15 protein-coding genes are annotated in these 19874 nt (G+C 61.0%); 13 read left to right on the forward strand and 2 right to left on the reverse strand.

Annotated features, from left to right (window positions below):
• The first annotated feature begins 32 nt into the window (after nucleotides 1-32).
• The 7 genes from OGM60_00690 (at nucleotide 33) to OGM60_00720 (ending at nucleotide 8468) form a co-directional block, all read left to right on the forward strand.
• Complete coding sequence (locus OGM60_00690) at nucleotides 33-1406, forward strand: hemolysin family protein (protein ID UYI99339.1); 1374 nt, start codon at nucleotides 33-35, stop codon at nucleotides 1404-1406.
• Nucleotides 1407-1430: 24 nt separating this feature from the next.
• Nucleotides 1431-2264: a hypothetical protein gene (locus tag OGM60_00695; GenBank protein UYI99340.1), complete on the forward strand. Its 834-nt coding sequence runs from the start codon at nucleotides 1431-1433 to the stop codon at nucleotides 2262-2264.
• A gap of 136 nt (nucleotides 2265-2400) precedes the next feature.
• Nucleotides 2401-2790: a YtxH domain-containing protein gene (locus tag OGM60_00700; GenBank protein UYI99341.1), complete on the forward strand. Its 390-nt coding sequence runs from the start codon at nucleotides 2401-2403 to the stop codon at nucleotides 2788-2790.
• Nucleotides 2790-3545 carry a PRC-barrel domain containing protein gene (locus tag OGM60_00705; protein ID UYI99342.1) on the forward strand — a complete coding sequence of 252 codons (756 nt, stop codon included), beginning with the start codon at nucleotides 2790-2792 and terminating at the stop codon, nucleotides 3543-3545. The genes OGM60_00700 and OGM60_00705 overlap by 1 nt, the downstream gene beginning before the upstream one ends.
• A 72-nt stretch (nucleotides 3546-3617) precedes the next feature.
• A complete protein-coding gene (locus tag OGM60_00710; protein UYI99343.1) occupies nucleotides 3618-5024 on the forward strand; it encodes a polysaccharide deacetylase family protein in 1407 nt (468 codons plus the stop codon).
• A 328-nt stretch (nucleotides 5025-5352) separates the two neighbouring features.
• Nucleotides 5353-7197, forward strand: a complete 1845-nt coding sequence (locus tag OGM60_00715) for a CBS domain-containing protein (protein UYI99344.1) — start codon at nucleotides 5353-5355, stop codon at nucleotides 7195-7197.
• Nucleotides 7198-7271: 74 nt separating this feature from the next.
• The gene (locus OGM60_00720; protein UYJ00137.1) at nucleotides 7272-8468 is read left to right on the forward strand and encodes an Nramp family divalent metal transporter; all 1197 of its coding nucleotides are present in this window, start codon (nucleotides 7272-7274) and stop codon (nucleotides 8466-8468) included.
• A 516-nt stretch (nucleotides 8469-8984) separates the two neighbouring features.
• Here the strand turns inward: OGM60_00720 and OGM60_00725 are convergent.
• Nucleotides 8985-11201 (reverse strand): acetyltransferase, encoded by a 2217-nt coding sequence (locus OGM60_00725; GenBank protein ID UYI99345.1) that lies wholly within the window; start codon nucleotides 11199-11201, stop codon nucleotides 8985-8987.
• A gap of 187 nt (nucleotides 11202-11388) precedes the next feature.
• Between OGM60_00725 and OGM60_00730 the strand changes: the two genes are divergently transcribed.
• The 4 genes from OGM60_00730 to OGM60_00745 all read left to right on the forward strand — a co-directional run bounded on the left by OGM60_00730 (nucleotide 11389) and on the right by OGM60_00745 (nucleotide 14737).
• Nucleotides 11389-12351, forward strand: coding sequence for a ribokinase (locus tag OGM60_00730; GenBank protein ID UYI99346.1), 963 nt, complete (start codon nucleotides 11389-11391; stop codon nucleotides 12349-12351).
• Between the two features lie 30 nt (nucleotides 12352-12381).
• Nucleotides 12382-13356, forward strand: a complete 975-nt coding sequence (locus OGM60_00735) for a nucleoside hydrolase (GenBank protein UYI99347.1) — start codon at nucleotides 12382-12384, stop codon at nucleotides 13354-13356.
• Between the two features lie 103 nt (nucleotides 13357-13459).
• The gene (locus OGM60_00740) at nucleotides 13460-13948 is read left to right on the forward strand and encodes an S-ribosylhomocysteine lyase (GenBank protein ID UYI99348.1); all 489 of its coding nucleotides are present in this window, start codon (nucleotides 13460-13462) and stop codon (nucleotides 13946-13948) included.
• Between the two features lie 144 nt (nucleotides 13949-14092).
• Entirely contained in the window at nucleotides 14093-14737 is a 645-nt protein-coding gene (locus OGM60_00745) for a DUF4867 family protein (GenBank protein UYI99349.1), read from the forward strand.
• A 197-nt stretch (nucleotides 14738-14934) separates the two neighbouring features.
• Here OGM60_00745 and OGM60_00750 read toward each other — a convergent pair whose 3' ends face one another.
• Nucleotides 14935-16041 (reverse strand): ATP-binding protein, encoded by a 1107-nt coding sequence (locus OGM60_00750; GenBank protein UYI99350.1) that lies wholly within the window; start codon nucleotides 16039-16041, stop codon nucleotides 14935-14937.
• A gap of 384 nt (nucleotides 16042-16425) precedes the next feature.
• Between OGM60_00750 and OGM60_00755 the strand changes: the two genes are divergently transcribed.
• Nucleotides 16426-17856, forward strand: coding sequence for a 6-phospho-beta-glucosidase (locus OGM60_00755; protein UYI99351.1), 1431 nt, complete (start codon nucleotides 16426-16428; stop codon nucleotides 17854-17856).
• Nucleotides 17857-17988: 132 nt separating this feature from the next.
• Nucleotides 17989-19872, forward strand: coding sequence for a hypothetical protein (locus OGM60_00760; GenBank protein UYI99352.1), 1884 nt, complete (start codon nucleotides 17989-17991; stop codon nucleotides 19870-19872).
• The last annotated feature ends 2 nt before the right edge of the window (nucleotides 19873-19874 follow it).

Genomic DNA, 19874 nt, shown 5'->3' on the forward strand with positions numbered 1-19874 from the left:
GTCCCGAATCTTGGAGGTTCGAGAAACTCCCGATGGACATAACCATCTCCCTTATCACCACCCTCGTTTTGACCCTCATCAACGGCTACTTCTCTATGTCCGAGATGGCGCTCACCACGGCCAAGCGCGCCGTGCTGGAGCACGAGGCCGAGGAGGGCGACAAGCGCGCCGAGCGCGCCATTAAGCTGGCTGCCGACTCCGACCAGCTGCTGGCCACCATCCAGGTTGCCATCACACTCGTGGGCTTTGCCTCGTCCGCCGTCGCCTCGACGAGCCTGTCCGACCCACTCGCCGCTTGGCTCACGAGCTTTGGCATCGCGCCGCTCTCCGCCATCGCGCGCGGCCTGGCGCCGGTCATCATCACCGTCGCGGTCGCCTTCGTGTCCATCGTGATTGGCGAGCTTGTGCCCAAGCGCATTGGTCTGGCCAATGCCGAAGGCGTGTCCAAGCAGGTCGTGGGGCCGCTTTCCGTGTTCCAAAAGATCGCCCGTCCGCTCGTGTGGCTGACCGGCGCCTGCTCCGATGGTCTGGCTCGCATCCTGCGCATCAAGAGCGCCGACGACCGTCAGAACGTCTCGGAAGAAGAGATCAAGTACATGGTCTCGGAGCAGGACGACCTGCTCGACGAGGAAAAGCGCATGATCCACGAGATCTTCGACCTGGGCGACACCGTTGCCCGCGAGGTCATGGTGCCGCGCGTGGACACCACCATGTGCGAGGACGACGAGACGGTCGCCGACGTGCTGTCCACCATGCGCCAGACCGGCTTTAGCCGCATCCCTGTCTATCACGAGGATCCCGACAACGTCGCCGGCATCGCGCACATCAAGGACCTGATTCAGCCCGCGCTCGACGGCAAGGGCGACCAGCCCATCGCCGGCTTTTTGCGCGACGCCACCTTTGTGCCCGACACCAAGGACATCCTGCCGCTGCTGTCCGAGATGCAGACCTCGCACGACCAGATCGTGGTGGTCGTGGACGAGTACGGCGGCACGGCCGGCATCATCACCATCGAGGACATCGTCGAGGAGATCGTCGGCGAGATCGAGGACGAGTTCGACCCCGACAACAAGTATCTCACGCGCCTTTCGCGCCGCGAGTGGCTCGTTGATGGGCGTTTTTCGTGCGATGACGCGATTGAGCTTGGTTGGCCGCTTGAGGAAAGCGATGATTATGAGACCATCGCCGGCTGGATTTTGGAGCTTTGCGACTCGGTGCCCGACATCGGAGAGGTGTTTGAGGTTGCGGGGTACAAGTTTAAAGTGCAGTCGATGCGTGGCCAGCGCATCTCGCTCATTCGCGTGATCGCTCCGGTCGAAACCGATAAGAAGGATTCCGAGTCTTCGGCAGAGAAGCCGGCGGCGTCGGGTGCGGGCTCTGTGGATCCGCACGATGGCGACGAGTAGGGCAAGGAAGAGTAGGGGAGAGTTATGGCAGGCCTGTTCAACATCCTTAAGGTCACCGTCAGCGAGGACAAGATCTGCGCGCATGTGCTGGTGAACCCCGGCATGCCGCTCATGACCTCGGAGGATATCGAGGCCACGGCGCGCGTGTATTACCTGGTGCCGGCGATTGCCAAGCACCTGTGCCTGGGTGATTCCGGTCGCGAGTTCCAGGACTGCATGGGCCAGACCGAGCTTTGCCATCTGCTTGAGCATGTGACGGTCGAGCTCATGAACGAGACCGGGCTTGCCGGCAGCATCTCGTGCGGCCGCACGCGCGTAAGCGAGCACGACGAGCGCGTTTTTGAGGTTGAGCTTTCGTGCCCCGACGACGCGCTGGCCATCGGCGCGCTGTCTTCGGCCACCTTTATGATGGACTGGGCGTACCTGCACGCCGACCAGCCTGCCCCTGACGTGGAAGGCACGGTCGCGGGCCTGCGCAACCTGGTGCTGGGCATGCGCGCCGAGGCCGAGGGCAAGGATCCTCACGAGGCCGTCGCCGCTGCGAACGGCGAAGATGCTGCCGAGGCCGAGGGCGCTGACGAGGGCGATGTGCCGGTCGACGCCGAGCCCGTTGCCGATGCGACCGCCGAGCCCGTTCCCACCGAGCCCCAGGGCGTCCCCAACTTTGACGACGAGCCCCAGGTGGCGATTGATACCGAGGGCGCGGTTGCCGAGAACCACGAGGCCTCCGCTGCCGTCTTTGGCGGTGCGGCGACGGTTCCGGCAGGGCCTGCGCATGAGGGCGGCCTGCCGCTCGTGGACGGCGCCGGCGAGGACCCGGGTGCCACGGTGGCCATGCCGGCTATGCCTCAGGAGTAGGCCTACGCGTTTATCACCATCACGTACCTGCGCCTTTGCCGTACGCAGATGAGCGGAGCGGCAAGTGATGCGCTGCGGGTATAATGGACAGCATTCAAACGGTGGGCACCGACGTGCCCGCAGGAGAGGAATGATCATGGGTAAGACTTTCAGCTTTGTCTCCGGCGCACTTTTTGGCGCCGCTGCCGGCGCTATTGTCGGCGTTGCTCTGGCCCCGCGCTCGGGTGCCGAGACCCGCGCCATGGCTGCCGATATCGCTAACGACGCCTGGGACAATATGCGCGACACCTACGAGCACAGCGCCGAGGAGGCCCGTGCTGCGGTGAATGACTTTGGCCCGATGGTTGACGCCAAGACCGACGACCTGCGCGCCAAGGTCGACCTGGCCCGCGAGCGCATGGACCAGCTGCGCGAGCAGCTCAACGACGCCATTTCGGGCGGCAACGTGACGCCTGCCGCCGACGTCGTGGTCGAGAACGCCGTCGAGGCTGATACCGAGGCTGCGGAGCCCTCGACCGAGGCATAATGCGCGCCGGGGATTTTGTCGGCGCCAAGATCTATCGCAAGCCTACCGAGGACAAGCGCACCAAAAAGGATGGCACGCCGCGCAGCCCTAAAAAGCTCGGAAAGATTCACTTTCCGGTCTTTACCCCGGGCGGTACGCGCGTGGTCGGCTTTATGGTCCGCCAGTCCGATATCGCGGGCATGATCGAGCGTCCCGACCGATTCGTAGCGCTCGACGCCATTGGTGTCTACGAGGGCGCCATTGCGGTCGATGACGTCAAGGACACGTACGATTCCGCCGCCGCTAAGCGCCTCGACATCAACTTGGACGATTGCATCATCTGGGTCGGTATGGACGTGCGCACGGAATCGGGCGACGTCGTGGGCTATTGCTCGGACGTTGAGTTCAAGCCACGCTCGGGCATCGTGCAGGCATTCTATGTGACCGCCGGTGCTGCTTCGAGTGTTTTGGTTGGTGACACGCAGGTGCCGCCGACGATGCTGCGCGGCTACGAGAACGGTGCGATGGTCGTCTCGGACGAGGTCAAGTCGCTCGGGTATTCGGGCGGTGCGGCCGCCAAGGCCGCCGAGGCCAGCGTCGTGGTGGGCGACAAGGTCAAAAAGGGTGCCAAGGTACTCGACGACAAGGGATCGGTTGCCGTGGACAAGGGCAGTCGCGCACTGGGCAAGCAGCTCGGCAAGACGCGCGGCATGTTCAAGGCCTTTAAGGACGAATACCAAAAGGCGAGCGGAGGCTCGTCAAAAGCTACAAAATAGCGACGTACCAAATGATGGGAGGCAAGCCGGAGACCTGTTGCTCCGGCTTGCTGTGTTTATGGGGGAGGGCACATGCACCAAAACGGATCCAACTTAAACGGGCGTTCGGGTGCGCATCCGACAGCGCGCCGCGACCTGGGGCAGCTGCCCAGCGGTCAGCGCCGCCGTCACCGTAAGCCCGGCGCGATGTATCTCAACCATAGCCGCGGCTTTAGCGATCGCAGCGCGCGCATCGGCAACAGCCGCACACCCCGTCGTTCGTCTCGCCTGCCCTATGCGCTGATCGCCGTGGGTTGCGCGCTCGTGCTGTTTATCGCTGCCGTCGTGGGCTACGTCAACCGCAGCGTGGACGTGGAGCTCAACGGCCAGAAGACCGCGGTGCGCGTGGGCTCTACGCTGCAGAATCTCATCGACGAACAGGATTTGACTGACACCTACGACGCAGGCGACCTGCTAGCCGTCGATGACAGCGTGCTCAAGCGCCATGGGGGCGAAAAGCTGTCGGTGAAGGTCGACGGCAAGCGCGTGAAGCAGGGCAAATGGGATAGCCGCGAACTCGAGGGCGGCGAGAAGGTGACGGTCAAGGATGGCCGTAACACTTACGAGAAGCACGAGGTTCAGGCTACGGTTATCGAGCCCAAGCTCAAGGTCGAGGGCACGGGCGCTATCGAGTATGTGCAGACATGGGGTGTCCAGGGCCGATCCGAGGTGTGGGTTGGTGAGCGGTCAGGCAAGACGCAAGACCGCGGCGAGGTTGTGCCCGCCACCGATTGCGTTGTTGCGTGCGCCAGCGTGGCGCCCAAGGGCAACAAAAAGTACGTGGCGCTGACGTTTGACGAGGGTCCGAGCGGCGCCACCAAACAGATCTTGCAGGTGCTCAAGGAAAAGGGCGTCACCGCGACGTTCTTCCTTTCGGGCGATGCGGCCGAGGCCTCGCCTGCCACGGCCAAGGCGATTGTCGACGCCGGGTGCGAGATCGGATCCAACAGCTACAGCGACGATTCGCTCAAGGGTCAGGACCGTGAGGCGGTGCGCGAACAGATCACGAAAGGCACCGATGCGATTAAGTCGGCGACCGGCGTGAAGACGATGCTGCTGCGTGCTCCCTACGCTGCCTTTGACGAGCAAAACTGGATTGATGCGATGGACCTGGTCTCCGCCGTGGTCTCGTGGAATATCGACTCGGGCGACTGGCTGCTAAACGGTGCCGACGAACAGGTCTCGACGGTGCTCGATTCGGTGACGCCGGGCAATATCGTGCTGCTCACCGATAGAGACGAATGCGCCGAGCAGACACTCGAGGCGCTGCCGCAGATTATCGACGGCCTCATTGCCGACGGCTACAAGATCGTGACGCTCAGCGACCTGGTCAAGACGGACACGTCGCTGAGCAAAAAGCTCACCTCGCTGACGAAGGTCACCATGCCCAAGGACGCCGTGTTCCCCCAACTTGCCGAGGACGACGACACCACAGAGTAGTCATTGGGTAGTCATTTAGGAACGTCCCCAATGACTATGTCACGGATGCGTCAGCGTTTGGTATGCCTGCAATGTGCAGCGCATAAATTCGATGCCGCAGGGCGATGCTGATGCTATAGTTACTGCGGTTAATGAGGGTCAAGAGAAAGGTTACAGGTGAAATCCAAACCTCGACCATACAGTCGATGACCCCATGCAGGTGCTTTTTGCGCATGCACGGGGTGTAAGCGTCGAGCGGCGTGCCGCCCGCGCATGCGTATACATATCCAGAAGCCCCCGGACGTCGCACATGCGGCCGCGTTCGGAGGAATAATGATGGGGAGCACCATTGAATTATCTGAGTGAGATGCTCAAATTGCCGGTCTTGGACGTCGATGGAGAAAAGCTCGGCGTGGTGAACGATTTTGGTATTGCTACCGGCGAAGTTTTTCCGCACGTGACGTCGCTCGCGTTCCGCGGTCCCGGCAAGACGCCGTTTATGATCAGCTGGCGCAAATGGGTCGACCGTATCGACGAGACGGGTGTACACCTTAAGACGTCGGCCACCGAAATCCGTTTTTCGTACCTGCAGCCGACCGAACTCTTGCTTGCCCGCGACGTGCTCAACAAGCAGATTGTCGACACGCAGGGCATGAAAGTCGTGCGCGTAAACGACATCAAGTTTTCCATGTCGGGCGAAAATCAGCTGCGCCTGCTGGGCGCCGAAGTGGGCGCCCGCGGTCTGCTACGCGCGATCAGCCCCGCACTCGAGCATATCGTCGAAGGCTTTATGAAGCACCTGGGCAAGCCGCTCAGTGAGGACATCATCGCTTGGTCCTACATGGACCTGCTCGATCGCTCGACCAAGAACATTCAACTCTCGGTGTCGCATAAGACGCTCGGCGAGCTGCACCCTGCCGACATCGCCGACATTATCGAGCAGCTCGACCCGCGCCTGCGTGCGCAGGTGTTTGCACAGCTCGATACTGCCCAGGCCGCCGAGGCCATCTCGGAGTTCGATGACGACGAGCTTATGACCGAGATGCTCGAGGGCCTGTCCGACACGGACGCATCGTCGATGCTGGCCATGATGGACCCGGACGACGCCGCCGACCTGATCGACGAGCTCGATTACGAGAAGGCCGAGAAGCTCCTGCGCCTGATGGGCGTCAAGGAGGAGAAGGCGATTCGTAACCTGCTGGGCTATGAGGACAACACCGCCGGCCGCATCATGACCTCGGAGTTTGTCTCGCTGCCCGCCACGGCGACGGTCGGCGATGCCATCGAGGCGATTCGCAAACTCGATGAGGACTTCGAGAGTGTCTATTACGTCTATACCGAGGATCCGAGCGGCATGCTCACCGGCGTGCTCTCGCTGCGCACGTTGATCGTTGCCGACCGCGATGCCACGCTGGGCCAGCTCGCCTATCGCGACCTGGTCTACGTGTCGCCCGACGAGGACCAGGAAGACGTGACGGACGAGATGACCAAGTACGACCTGGTTGCCATCCCTGTCTGCGACGAGAACCGTCATATCCTGGGCATCGTGACCTTCGACGACGCCATGGACGTTATCGCCGAGGAGCATCAGGAGGACCTGCAGATCGCCGGTGTCGGCTCGGGCGATAGCGCGTCGGACGACTCGACGAACGTGCTCAGCTGGTTTGTGCATCGCCAGTACTGGGTTGTCGTGTGGGGCATTGCCTCGTGCATCATGGCAACGGTGCTGGGGACGGCGCTCGGCTCCGCGCATCTGGTGGTGTTCCCCATGTGCGCCATGCCGCTCGTGCTGCTTGCTGCCTCGCGCATGGTGTCGTTCGTCAAGAACTACTTCTTGGAGTATGACGGTCACGACGACGAGCCCAAGCCGTATCTGGGGTTCTTCTTCCAGAGCACGGGCATGGGCCTGATTCTGTCACTCGTGACCTACCTGTGCGCCCAGCTGGTGCGCACCGCTGCGTTCCCCGATGCGCCCATGTTTGAGGAGCAACTCTTTACCGGGTGCTTTAATATCGCTGCCATCATTTGCCTGGTTGGCAACATGAGCGCCGTGATTTACCTGATGGTGCTGTTCTGGCGTGACGAGCATGACCTCAACACGTCGGGCACCGCCATGAACGTTATTGCCGTCATGATCTCGTGCGTAGCGTACTGCGCCGCTGCGGTGCTGCTCACCATGTCGGTCATGGGTTAGGTGGTCGCGTGCAAAATACCAAGCAAAAGTCGGGCACCAAGCAAAAGTTGACCATCGCGGCCATCTTTGGCGCTATGGGTCCCGGTCTGCTGGCGGCGCTTTCGGGCAATGACGCCGGCGGCATTGCAACGTATTCCAGCGCGGGCGCCAGCTATGGCTACAAGATGCTCTGGATGCTTCCCGTCATGACTGTGCTGCTTATCGTGACGCAGGAGACCGCGGCGCGCTGCGGATGCGTCACGGGTAAGGGCCTGGCCTCGCTCATCCGTGAGCGCTTTGGCGTGCGCAGGAGCGTGCTGGCCATGGCGGCGCTGTTGATTGCCAACACGGCGGTGACCATCTCGGAGTTCGCGGGTATCGCGAGTGGCCTTGCTCTGTTTGGCGTTCCGGCGAGCATCTCGGTGCCGCTCGTGGCGCTGCTGGTGTGGATGCTTACCATGTCGGGCAGTTTTCAGCGCATCGAGAAGATTTTGCTGCTGGTAAGCTGCGTGTTCGTGACCTACATCGTCGCCGCGTTTATGGCCGGCCCCAACTGGGGCGAGGTCGCGGTCGACTTGGTCGTCCCCAATATTCAGAACGATCCCAGCTACGTGTCGCTCGTGGTCGCAACAATCGGTACCACCATCGCACCGTGGATGATCTTCTTGGCGCAGAACAACGTGGTCGATAAGAACGCGGGCGAGGACGATATCGTGCTGCAGCGCATCGATACCGTGAGCGGCTCGCTTGCCGCCGATGTCATTGCCGGCTTTATTATCATCACGACCGGTACGGTGTTGTTCCCGGCGGGTATTCAGATAAGCGATGCTGCCGATGCTGCCCGCGCGCTGGAGCCTATTGCGGGTCAGTGGTCCACGGTACTGTTTGCCTCGGGCCTGGTCGCGGCGAGCTTCTTGGCCGCCTGCGTGCTGCCGGGCGTTACGTCGAGCGCTATCTGCGAGGCATTTGGCTGGGAGCGCGGTGCTGACCGCAGCTGGGACGAGGCCCCGGTCTATCGCGGCATCATTACGGCCATCATCGGTATCTCTGCCGTGCTGGTGCTTATGCCCGGCGTCGATCTGTTCCAGATTATGATGACCTCGCAGGTCATCAATGGCGTGCTACTGCCCGTGGTTCTGGTGTTCCAGGTGGTTATCGCCGCTGACCGTCACATTATGGGCACTAACCGCAACGGCCGCGTGTGGAACGTGCTCACTTGGGCGACTATCGGTGTGATTACGGTGCTCACGGTCGTCATGTTTGTTCTGCAGGCGATGGGTTACAGCGCTTAGCGCCTCTTTTGGACTCCAAACAGGCCGCCGCCATGGGCTGCGACCTGTTTTTTTGCCTGCTGTAGGGTGTTAGCTATATGGCAGTGGGCAAAAAATGCCAAATATGAGTACTGTTGCTAAGTGAATAGCATTTACATCCAAGAAGATAATGAACATAAACTATAGTATGTTCATTAAAATTGGTTCCAATACGCCTTAAACCAGTCAGGTTGGCTGCTTTAGGGGTTGTAGGAGACGCTCAGACGTCATTTTGGGTGGTTTTGCCTGTTACTAAAATGGTAACACTACTCATATTTGCCTTTTTTGTCCACAGACCTTTGAGGTTGCGGCGAAAAGGGCTTGTTTTGATTGTTTGGGGCAGGCGCGAGGCGCGGAAACGATGTCTGGAACGGCGGAGCGGCTTGGAATTCATCCGTAGAGGTCTTCATTGGCTGCGCCAGGAGTGTCCCTAACTGCCGGAGGGGGTGTCTGCCGTAGCAGACACCCCCTCCGGATGTGGGAAGTTTACGCTGCAGGTTACTTGTCGGTGCCCAGCTTGTGTGGCTTGAGAGCGAGCGCATTGACGAGTGCGTCGGTGGCAGACTTGACGGCTGCCGGCTGCGGATCGTTGACGTGATCCTCGGGGTGTACGGGCAGGTCCTTCTTGACGGCATCGTGGATCAAGTTGAGGTACTCAGTCACGCCAGTGGTCGATAGGTGCGTGCCATCGCCATCGAACAGGTCGTTGCGGTTGGCACTGTATCCGTACCAATCGATAACGCGCACGTTCTTGTAGCGCGTAGCGGCGTTGGCGATGGCCTGGTTGGTAGAGCCAACCCACGGCTGCGGGCTGCGCGTGTTCACAAACACCACAATACGCTTATCTCCTGCATCGGCCATGATGGCGTCGATCTGGTCGTCGGTTACCAAGCCGTTGGTGCCCAGCGCAAAGACCACGATCTTGCCGGCAAGGTTCTGCTGGAGATAGCCCTCAAATGTCGCGCGGCCCGCATCAAACTGGCGGCCCTTTTCGGCATCGATATGGCTGTGTGGGAACACGCCATCAAAGGAATCAACGGCACGCAGCGACACGGAGTCACCGATCATCAACAGGTCGTAGGAGCCATCGGGGAAGCCGTCGTTGTCCTTGTCGGTGTCGTCGGCCGCCTGCTGGTCGGTGGGCGCGGTGTTTTTGGCTTCCTTGTTCAGAACTTCGGCGCCCTCACCGCTCAGCGCAGACGTCTCGGGCACAAAGATCAGGCCGCCCAGTGCAACGACCAACACGACAGCGCAGGTTGCGCAGGCAGGGACGTGCGCGCGTGCCCAGTTAGCGGGCTTTGTGGTGCCATCGCGGAACTCGGCGACGGTGCGGCCGAAGGCGCCCTTCCTAAACGGCGTTTCGATAAAGCGATAGGAGCACTCGGCTACGGCGACCACCAGCAGCACCTGCAAAATGTACTGCCACCAGGGCGTATCGTTGATGTTGGCGACCGGGTTCATGAGCAACAGCAGCGGATAGTGCCACAGGTAGATGCTGTACGAGCGCTTGCCAATCCACACGAGCGGCTCGGCGGACAGCGCGCGGGCAACCATTCCCTGGGGCTGCACGCAGGCCGCGATGACCATGAGCGTGAGGATCGAGCACAGCAGTGTGCCTCCGCGATACTGGAAGGCGGTGTAGCCGTTGGTGAGCGCGACCATGGCGGCAAGGCCAACCAGACCCACGACGCCCAACACATCGATGGATGCGGGCGAGGACCAAAAGCGCACGAGGGCGCTCGGCTGTGCCGGGGCGGTCTCGGCTGCTTCGTCGGCCTTCTCGCCAGGCTTGCCCTCGGCGTTCTTGCCGTGCTTGGCGGCGCCAGCTAGGCGATTGAGCCCCAAACGACGAGCGAGACGCACCGGCGCCAGGTCGCGATCGGGGATAAAGGCCATCCAGGCACCCAGCAGCAGCGAGAACACGCGGGTGTCGGTGCCGTAGTACACGCGGCTGGGGTCGGCGGCAGGGTTGTAAAGCACCATCATGGCTAGGGCAGATACCGCGGCAAGGCCCAGAACCACGCGGCGCGTGTTGGGCTTGCTCACATGCATGGATACCATGGCAAACAGCAGTGGCGGCCAAATCAGGTAGAACTGTTCCTCGATGGCAAGCGACCAAAAGTGCGTGAGCGGCGAGGGGTCGCCCAGAGCATTGAAGTACGAGACGTTTTGGGCAATCTGCCACCAGTTGTTGAAGAACAACAGCGACGGCAGGATGTCGGGGCGCATCTTGGTGAGCATCACGTGGTTGAAGACGGTGCACAGCGCACAGGTCACCACCACGACGGTCACCACGGCGGGGACCAGGCGACGGATGCGGCGGATCCAGAAGCTCTTGAGGTCGATGCGGCCGGTCTTAGCGACTTCGTTGAGCAGCAAGCGCGTGATCAGATAGCCCGAAAGCACAAAGAAGATCGTGACGCCGAGCAGGCCGCCCTGAGCCCACGTGAGGTTAAGGTGATAGAGCACCACCGCGACGACGGCGAGCGTACGCAGGCCGTCGAGTGCAGGGATGTAGCGGGACTTGGGGCGAGCGGGCGTCTGCTCCGCGGCGGGAGTGTTGGCGCGGCCCGCGTTGTTGGCAGAAGCGCGATGGGGGCTCGCGGTGCGTCGCGGTTCGTCGGCACGGCGTTCGCCCTTCACGCGTTCGTGCGGCGCCGGCTCGTTGCCCGTGCGGCGTCGACCGCGCGAGCCCGATTGCGAGAGTTGTTCCATAAAACATCATCCAATGACGAGAATAATCATCACGCCTTCATTGTAGCTGCCTGCTCCTGTGAATGCTTGCTGCTGGCGCAAGCTCAAGCGCGCGTCCACATCAAAGTGAACTAAAGTTATAGGGGGTGCGAGAGTGCACGATCGACGGCCGACGGTGGGCATAAGGCCCGCAGATGAGGAGGTTTCCATGGCAGATCGCGGCATCGTTGCGGTGTTCGGCAGCATGAACATGGACCTTTCGGTGGCGTGCGAGCGCATACCGCGTGCGGGCGAGACCGTCGGCGGCAGCGGGTTTATCACCAACGCCGGAGGCAAGGGCGCCAATCAGGCCGTAGCTGCCGCGCGTATGGGCGCGTGCACGCACATGATTGGCGCGGTCGGTCGCGACGCGTTCGGCGCGTCGCTCGTGGCGGGGCTCCAAGACGCCGGCGTGGACTGTGACTTTGTAGTGCATCGCGATGACGTGGAGACGGGAACGGCGACCATCATTCGCTGCGAGAGCGACAACCGCATCATACTGTCACCGGGCGCCAACCATGCGCTTGCGGGCGCGGACGTTGCCTGCGCGTTGAGGCGTCTGGTGGCCCATGAGCTCGACGGCGACGCCAGCGAGATTGCCCCGGCTGCCGGAAGCGTCTTTATCGCCCAGGGCGAATGTGACCTTGCGGCGACGGCCGAGGCGCTTGTTTGCGCTCACGAGCTGGGGTTCTATACGGTCTTTAATCCAGCGCCCGCCTGCGAGCTGCCTGCGGAGGTCTGGCCTGCGGTCGACCTGGTCTGTCCCAACGAGACCGAGTGCCAGGTGCTGACGGGCATTCTGCCCACGGATGATGTGAGTTGCGTCGCCGCGCTCAATGCGCTGCTCGACAAGGGCGCCGGCGCCGCGGTCATCACGCTGGGCGGTGCCGGCTCGGTTACGCTCGGCGATGGCGGTGAGCTGCTGCGCATGCCGGCACTTTCGAGTGCGGTAGTCGATACCACGGCCGCCGGCGATACGTTTATCGGCGCGTTGGTGGCGGCTCGCCTAGAGGGCTTGCCGCTCTTTGAGTGCATGGCCGCGGGCGCTCGCGCCTCGGCAGTGACGGTGTCGCGCCTGGGCGCTCAGCAATCGATTCCCACGCGCGCCGAAGTTGAACATTGGTTTGGTTAAACGATAAAGACGGAGAAGCGGAGTAGAACAATGGCAATCAAGAAGCTGATCCTTGATCTGGATATGGGTGTGGACGATGCGATGGCGCTGGCCTATGCCATCGCGAGCCCCGAGGTGGAGCTCGTGGGCATCACCACGTGCTTTGGCAACGTGCGCGTCGAGCAATCGGCGCACAACTGCCTGGCGGTGCTCGATCTGCTGGGTCGCCCCGAGGTTCCGGTGTACCTGGGTGCCGACCGTCCTCTGCAGGCGACTGAGCCCTATACGCCGCCGGCGTCCACCGCGCTCATTCACGGCAAGAACGGCATCGGCGGCGCGAGCGTGCCCGCGTCGCCCTACGAGCCGGTGGGGGCGACCTCGGCCGACGGCAACGCTGCGGTCGATTATCTGATCGATGCCGCGCGCACCTATGGTCCCGATCTGGTCTACGTAGCGACTGGCCCGCTCTCCAACCTGGCGCTCGCCCTGGAGCGCGATGCGGCGGCGATGATGTCCATCGGCCGCGTGGTCGTGATGGGCGGCGCCCTTACCGTGCCCGGTAACGTGAGCGCGGGCGCCGAGGCCAACATGGCGAGCGACCCCGAGGCAGCCGACGCGGTGCTGCGCTCGGGCCGTAAGCTCACCATGGTGGGTCTGGACGTGACGCATCGCGTGGTGCTCACACGCCGCGACATTGCCGGCTGGACGGGCTCGGGCACCATGGCGGGCTGCGCATTTGCGAGCATGGTCGAGCACTACATTGGCTCGTACGAGATGAACGCACCCTACCTGGGTGGTTGTGCGCTGCACGATCCGCTGGCCGTTGCCGTGGCGGTCGACCCCACGCTCGTAGGTGCGCTCGGCTGCAACCTGCGTGTTGATCTGCTGGGCGAGTACCGCGGTCGCACCATCTGCGATGAGCGTCGCCTGTCCGATCCGGACAAGAGCGCGCTTGTGGCACTGACCGTGGATGCTCCGCGCTTCCTGTCCGAGTTCAAGACGCGTATGGCCCGTGTCCTTGGCTAAGTTGTCTTTTTGGGACGGGGCTTTTTTGACTGGTATGATTGGTGTGACCATTCGAACCAGCTAAAAGAGCCCCGTCCCAATTTGACTATCGAGAGGATCTGCCATGGAGCGCATCGCGAGCTTTTCCGTTGACCATCTGCTGCTTGAGCCCGGCGTGTACGTGAGCCGCATCGACCGCGATCCGGCGACCGGCGCCGCCGTTACCACCTTTGACCTGCGCCTGACCACGCCCAATAAGGAGCCGGTCATGAACACGGCCGAGTGCCACACCATCGAGCACCTGGGCGCGACGTTCCTTCGCAATCATGCCGAGTGGTCGAGCCGCATTGTCTACTTTGGCCCCATGGGCTGCCGCACGGGCTTTTACCTGGTTGTCTTTGGCGAGCTGACGAGCGAGAAGGTCTTGCCGCTCGTCCGCGAGCTGTTTGAGTTTGTCGCCGGCTTCGAGGGCGATGTCCCCGGTGCCGCTCCCGAGGAATGCGGTAACTACCTGGACCAGAACCTCCCCATGGCCAACTGGCTTGCGCGCCGCTACCTCGACCGCGACCTGGCCGATATCGACGAGAAGCATCTGCACTATCAGCAGGCGTAAGGGCTTTGTCGTCCAAAACGCGCGCATTGGGCGCCTTCGCTTATGCGGGGGCGCCTTTTTGTTGATTGGTCGGGGTGAGCGTTCAAAATCGCTCATGTTTGTTCTAGAATGTTCGTATAGTCACATTTACGAACAGGAGTGAACATGCATATCTACTCTGTCAACGATCCCGAGTTCAAATCCTATGGCAACGTTTGGGATGACGTTCCGTCTGAGCTCACGTCGCCCGTGCTCGAGGCGCTCTCTGCCACGCCCATCCCCGAGGGCAGCAAGTACGTTGCAAGTGCGCCGGAGCTCGAGGGCGTCAAGGATGCCGATAAACTGGGCTTTCTCATGTTTGGTGGCCGTCCCTTCCAGCTCGGCTGGTGCAACGGCCACAACACGCGTCTCAACTGCCTGGAGTACCACCGCGCGAGTGAGTTCAACCTGGGCGCGCGCGACTTTATCCTGCTCGTGGCGCATCGCTGGGAGATCGAGGACGGCAAGCTCGATACCGCGTGCGTCAAGGCGTTCTGCGTGCCGGCGGGCAAGGTTGTCGAGGTCTTCAACACCACGCTCCACTACACGCCGTGCATGGTCGACGACGGTGGCTTCCAGGTGATGGTGGCGCTTCCCGCCGGCACCAACGGCCCGCGCCCCGAGGCCGCAACCGACATGCCTACCGCCGGTGACAGCTACTGCTACTGGAAGGCCGACAAGTGGGTTCTCTGCCATGCTGACAGCCCCAAGGCTGCCGAGGGCGGCTACGTAGGCCTCATCGGCAAAAACCTCGATATCGCCTGCGACTAGAATCTTCTGTCTCGATCTGTAACATCTAGCGGGCTAAATCGTCTCTACCTGTTACAGATTTAGACAAACTGCAGGGGACAGACCGAACAATCTCGATCTGTAACACCAGGCTCGGTTTCGACGGCCTACCTGTTACAGATCGAGCCAAACCGGGCCCAAGCCGCCACAAAGGTGCCTGTCCCCTTTGTGGTGGCTGCCTAGAGTTGGCTGCGCAGATAGTCAGCCATATATGGAACGGCGAAACGCACGTAACCGCGGCGCGCCTGTTCGATTACGCCGGCGTCGATGAGGCGCCGGCGATACTTTTGCGCATAGTCGGGTGTGACTGACATACGTTTCGCTACATCGGAAATGCGCGAAACGGCGTCTTCGTCATCAGTCATTGCGTCGAGAAACGCGACGTCTTGGTCCGATAGCGCGGCGAGCGTCGTTTCACAAACATCGTTTTCGAAATCGGCTTTTGACGCTTCGATAGCTCCGTCGACTTGCTCTGGCGTTACGTGTTCTCCTGTCTTGCAGCGATTGCCGATGTTATAGCCGATGAGCTGCAGCATATAGGGCGAGCCTTGGGTTGCGCGAGCGGCACGGAGGCGAAGATCGCCTGGAATATCAAGGTCGAGCTCTTCGAAAGCCCGCTGATAATAGGCATCGACATCTCCGACTGAAAGCGGTTCGAGCGTGACCTTGCGAGCGCGGTTGAGAAATGTCAGCACGCGGTCATTGAGCGTTGCACAGACGGCTCCCGGGAGACCTGCCATAACAAGCGCGACGTTGAGTCCCTCACCGACCAGCTCTTGATAGGCGGTGACGAGCTGTCTAATCTCAGGTGAATTAGCTTGGAGCTCATCGATAAGGATGAGGATGCCGTGCCCCTGCTCGGTCAGCTTGCGCGCCAGCTGCGTGAGTTTGAACTGGAAACTCTTGGTCTCCTGCACATCGCGTGTGAACTCGAGACCGGCTGAGAAGCCGAAGACGCTCAAGCTACCGCCAGAAAGTTTGGGGAGATGACGCTTGCTGACATAAGGCTCGCCTGCTTCTTGGATTTTTTCAACAATGCGCTCAAGCATATCTTCGGAGGCTACGGTGGGTGTGGCGACAACAAAACCGAGCTTGCGTGCGCGGTCGGCAAGTTCCCACAGAAGAACCGTCTTGCCGCTGCCTCGCTGGCCGAGCATGAGCATGGCTCGGTCTCGATTGCCCGGCTCCTGCTCAAGACCGGAGATGAATGTCGAAATCACGTTCCCGCGACCCACCAGATAGGACGGGCGATTTCCAAATGAGGGGGAGAAGATGGTTTCAGTCATAAGTCTCCTTTCCTTTTTTTCCTATTTTTTCCTTTCTTTCCTATTCAGTCAAATGAATTGCTGAGCGAAGGCGGTTACGTAGGCCTCGTCGGCAAAACCTCGACATCACCTGCGACTAGAATCTTCTGTCTCGATCTGTAACATCTAGCGGGCTAAATCGTCTCTACCTGTTACAGATCGAGACAAACCGGGCCCAAGCCGCCACAAAGGTGCCTGTCCCCTTTGTGGTGGTTTGGGGCGGCGGTATCAGAAAGTGTCAGACGGGGGCGGCTGCCGGGCCGCCGTGTGCGAAAAGAAGTGTCGGCCTGCGTCGCTGTCGTTGGGCGAGGCCCTATTTGCGGGGATACTGAAACCACGACAAGCAGCGTATGAAAGGATCGATGCATGGCTTTTCGTAAAGACTTTCTGTGGGGCGGCGCGACGGCTGCCAACCAGTGCGAGGGCGCCTATAACGTGGACGGCCGCGGCCTTGCCAACGTGGACGTGGCTCCGCACGGCCCCGAGCGCTATGCGGTGGTCTCCGGCCAGCGTAAAATGCTCGACTTCGAGGACGGCTATTACTATCCCGCGCAGACCGGCATCGATTTCTATCACCACTACAAAGAGGACATTGCTCTCTTTGCCGAGATGGGCTTTAAGACCTTCCGTATGAGCCTGGCTTGGACCCGCATCTTCCCCAACGGCGACGAGACCGAGCCCAATGAGGCTGGCCTGGCCTTCTACGAGGATGTATTCCGCGAGTGTCAAAAGCACGGCATCGAGCCGCTCGTGACCATCGCGCACTTCGACTGTCCGATTCACCTCATCAAGGAGTACGGCGGCTGGCGCAACCGTAAGCTCATCGACTTCTACAAGAACCTCGCGACCACAATCTTTACCCGCTACAAGGGTCTGGTGAAGTACTGGCTTACCTTTAACGAGATCAATATGATCTTGCACCTGCCGTTTATGGGTGCCGGTCTGGTCTTTGAGGAGGGCGAGAACAAGGAGGCTGTCGAGTACCTGGCCGCCCACAACGAGCTCGTTGCCAGCGCTTGGGCAACCAAGATTGCCCACGAGATCGACCCCGAGGTCAAGATTGGCTGCATGCTCGCCGCAGGTAGCTACTACCCCTACAGCTGTCGTCCGGGCGATGTGCGCCAGGCGCAGCTCGACAATCAGGACAATTACTTCTTCGTCGACGTTCAGAGCCGTGGCTACTACCCGGCCTATGCCGTCAAGAAGCTCGAGCGTCTGGGTATCGATGTGGGCATGACGGACGAGGACCGCGAGATCCTGGCCGCCAACACCGTCGACTTCATCAGCTTTAGCTATTACAGCACCCGTTGCTCCGCCGGTGCCGATAACCCCGATGTCGAGCGCACCCAGGGCAACGCCTTCGCCGGCGCCAAGAACCCCTACCTGCAGGAGAGCCAGTGGGGCTGGGCCATCGATCCACTGGGCTTCCGCATTACGCTCAACGACCTGTACGACCGTTATCAGAAGCCACTGTTTGTGGTTGAGAACGGCCTGGGCGCCAAGGATGTTGTCGAGGAGGATGGTTCCATCAACGACGACTACCGTATCGACTACCTGCGCCAGCATATCGCCGCGATGCGCGATGCGGTGACCGAGGACGGCGTTGACCTGCTGGGCTACACCACCTGGGGCCCGATTGACCTGGTGTCTGCCGGCACGGGCGAGATGTCCAAGCGCTACGGCTTTATCTATGTGGACCGCGATGATGCGGGCAACGGCACCCTCAAGCGCTCCAAAAAGAAGAGCTTCGACTGGTACAAGAAGGTTATCGCCACCAACGGCGAAGATTTGGCCTAGGCTTTCCCGATAACCGTAGCCTCCTAACCAAGGCGCCCGGCGAGTATGTGCTCGCCGGGCGCCTTGCCGTCTGCGAATTTTGGGACATGCGGCCCGCTTTTTCGACCCATCTGTCGGTACACTAAAAGCACTATGGGTACCCGCGAGCGACATATCGGCCACGCGGCCGCCCGATCCGCTCCCGTGGCGGATCCCAGGGGCGGCAGGCTCTTCGCCATGCCGCGATTCCTTGTTGGCATAACACATCAGGTGTACCGCCACCGCGTCTTTGCTATCGCCGGTGTCATCACCGCGATGTTCCTCATGCTTTTGGCAGTCTTGCCGGCACTGTTCGCCTTCGACCCCAAACTTTCTAACGCCGTGCCAGCCTATGGCGAGGTGTCCGAAGAGGTCGTGGATGCGCTTGTCCATTCGAGCTCTCTCCCGCTGCTTGTCGCCGCAATTATATTTTCGATCTGGGGCGTATCGGTCTATCTGCGCTGTTTGGACTATGTGCTGCGCCGCCGCCTTGTTGCCGTCGCCACCATCTGCGCCCTGTGGATGATCGAAGTCATTCTCAAGTACAAGTCGTTCACGCCGTTCTATGCCACCGTGCTGTGGTACCTGTACTACGTGCCCATGACGCTCATTCCGCTGCTCTACCAGTTGTGTGGTCTGCGCCTTGTGGGCCTGGAGCAACACCGCCTGGGTCGCCGCTACTGCGCTGCGCTGTGGATTATGGCTATCCTGCTTATCGGATTTGTGCTCACCAACGATTTTCACCAGCAGGTCTTCCACTTTGACCGTACAAGCGACACCTGGAGCAACGATTACACGTACGGCTGGGGTTATTTCGCCGTCCTCGTGTGGACGGCCTTTAACTTTGTGGCCTTTTTTATCCTGGTGGGCCGGTCCTCGTCCTTTCGCATCCAACGTTTCTCGGGCACGGCGGCGCTCGTGCTGCTGGGCGGCGCGTTCTTTGCCATCTCATATGCGTTGCGCGTGCCCTGGGCATGGAGGCTCAACTTCTCGCTCGTCTATTGCGTCTTGTGCGTGGTGGCGATGGAAATCTGTCTCGATTGCGGTGTCGTTCCGTCATATCACGACATCGCCGGCATTTTCGACACCTTGCCGCTTGACCTCAAAGTTCTAACGCGCGACCTGCAGGAAGTCTATGCCACGCCAGTGTCAAAGCCAATGCCGGTAGGCGTGCGCGAGGAGTTGCGGACCCAGGCGCACAGCCGCGCCCATGCCTTTGCCGTGGCGTCCGATCCCGATGTGATGTACCGTGCCTTTCCACTGCTGGGCGGATCGGCCCTGCTTGCCCAAGACGTGTCGGATCTCAACGAGCTTAACCGTGAACTGGCACATCGTCGTATGGAGCTGCAGCGTCAAAATGAGCTGCTCGCCGCCGACTACGACCTTAAGACGCACCTGGCAGACCAAGAGGCCGAGACCTTGCTGGTCCAAGACGTGGACCAGGCGCTTGCCCGCGCGCTCGAAGGGATGTACGACCTGCTGAGCTCGCTGCCGCCGTTGACCGATGAATCGTCTTCGCACGAGCGTTACCGCATGCTGCAGCGCGCCAAGATGCTCGTCGCCTATTGCAAGCGCAAGGGGTCGCTCACGTTGGCACAGCACGGGGAGAGCGGTTTTGATCGCGACCGCATTCAGCTCATTGCCAACGAGCTCGCAAGCGACCTGCGCACCATCGATATCGATTGCGCCTCGATTATCGCCATACGGCGCCCGCTGCACGCCAGTACGGTAAGCGCCCTGTACGACTGCGTGTATGACTTTGCGTTTTTTGCCTACACCACCGACCATCCGGCGCTTATGTATCACTTGGGCGACCATGACCGATGCAGTGTCGAGCTGCGCGCCACGCTTTTTTCCAACGATGATGCAGATCTTTCGCAGACGCCCGCCGCGCAAGAGCTCGAAAGCGCTCTGCAAGGGCGCAACGTGGCATACCGCCTTGAGGGCGAGCCCGGCCAGCTGCGCATGATCGTCTTGATGCCGCGGGCGGGTGAGTGACG

It is taken from the genome of Coriobacteriaceae bacterium, assembly GCA_025757745.1.
Lineage (GTDB): Bacteria > Actinomycetota > Coriobacteriia > Coriobacteriales > Coriobacteriaceae > Collinsella.

What these genes read in the sequence shown, in the direction of transcription:
- OGM60_00700 (UYI99341.1), top strand. Translation starts at nt 2,401, where the DNA reads ATGGGTAAGACTTTCAGCTTTGTCTCCGGCGCACTTTTTGGCGCCGCT.
- OGM60_00745 (UYI99349.1), top strand. Translation starts at nt 14,093, where the DNA reads ATGCATATCTACTCTGTCAACGATCCCGAGTTCAAATCCTATGGCAAC.
- OGM60_00725 (UYI99345.1), bottom strand. Translation starts at nt 11,201, where the DNA reads ATGGAACAACTCTCGCAATCGGGCTCGCGCGGTCGACGCCGCACGGGC.
- OGM60_00705 (UYI99342.1), top strand. Translation starts at nt 2,790, where the DNA reads ATGCGCGCCGGGGATTTTGTCGGCGCCAAGATCTATCGCAAGCCTACC.
- OGM60_00690 (UYI99339.1), top strand. Translation starts at nt 33, where the DNA reads ATGGACATAACCATCTCCCTTATCACCACCCTCGTTTTGACCCTCATC.
- OGM60_00740 (UYI99348.1), top strand. Translation starts at nt 13,460, where the DNA reads ATGGAGCGCATCGCGAGCTTTTCCGTTGACCATCTGCTGCTTGAGCCC.
- OGM60_00755 (UYI99351.1), top strand. Translation starts at nt 16,426, where the DNA reads ATGGCTTTTCGTAAAGACTTTCTGTGGGGCGGCGCGACGGCTGCCAAC.
- OGM60_00710 (UYI99343.1), top strand. Translation starts at nt 3,618, where the DNA reads ATGCACCAAAACGGATCCAACTTAAACGGGCGTTCGGGTGCGCATCCG.
- OGM60_00750 (UYI99350.1), bottom strand. Translation starts at nt 16,041, where the DNA reads ATGACTGAAACCATCTTCTCCCCCTCATTTGGAAATCGCCCGTCCTAT.
- OGM60_00695 (UYI99340.1), top strand. Translation starts at nt 1,431, where the DNA reads ATGGCAGGCCTGTTCAACATCCTTAAGGTCACCGTCAGCGAGGACAAG.
- OGM60_00730 (UYI99346.1), top strand. Translation starts at nt 11,389, where the DNA reads ATGGCAGATCGCGGCATCGTTGCGGTGTTCGGCAGCATGAACATGGAC.
- OGM60_00720 (UYJ00137.1), top strand. Translation starts at nt 7,272, where the DNA reads ATGGGTCCCGGTCTGCTGGCGGCGCTTTCGGGCAATGACGCCGGCGGC.
- OGM60_00735 (UYI99347.1), top strand. Translation starts at nt 12,382, where the DNA reads ATGGCAATCAAGAAGCTGATCCTTGATCTGGATATGGGTGTGGACGAT.
- OGM60_00760 (UYI99352.1), top strand. Translation starts at nt 17,989, where the DNA reads ATGGGTACCCGCGAGCGACATATCGGCCACGCGGCCGCCCGATCCGCT.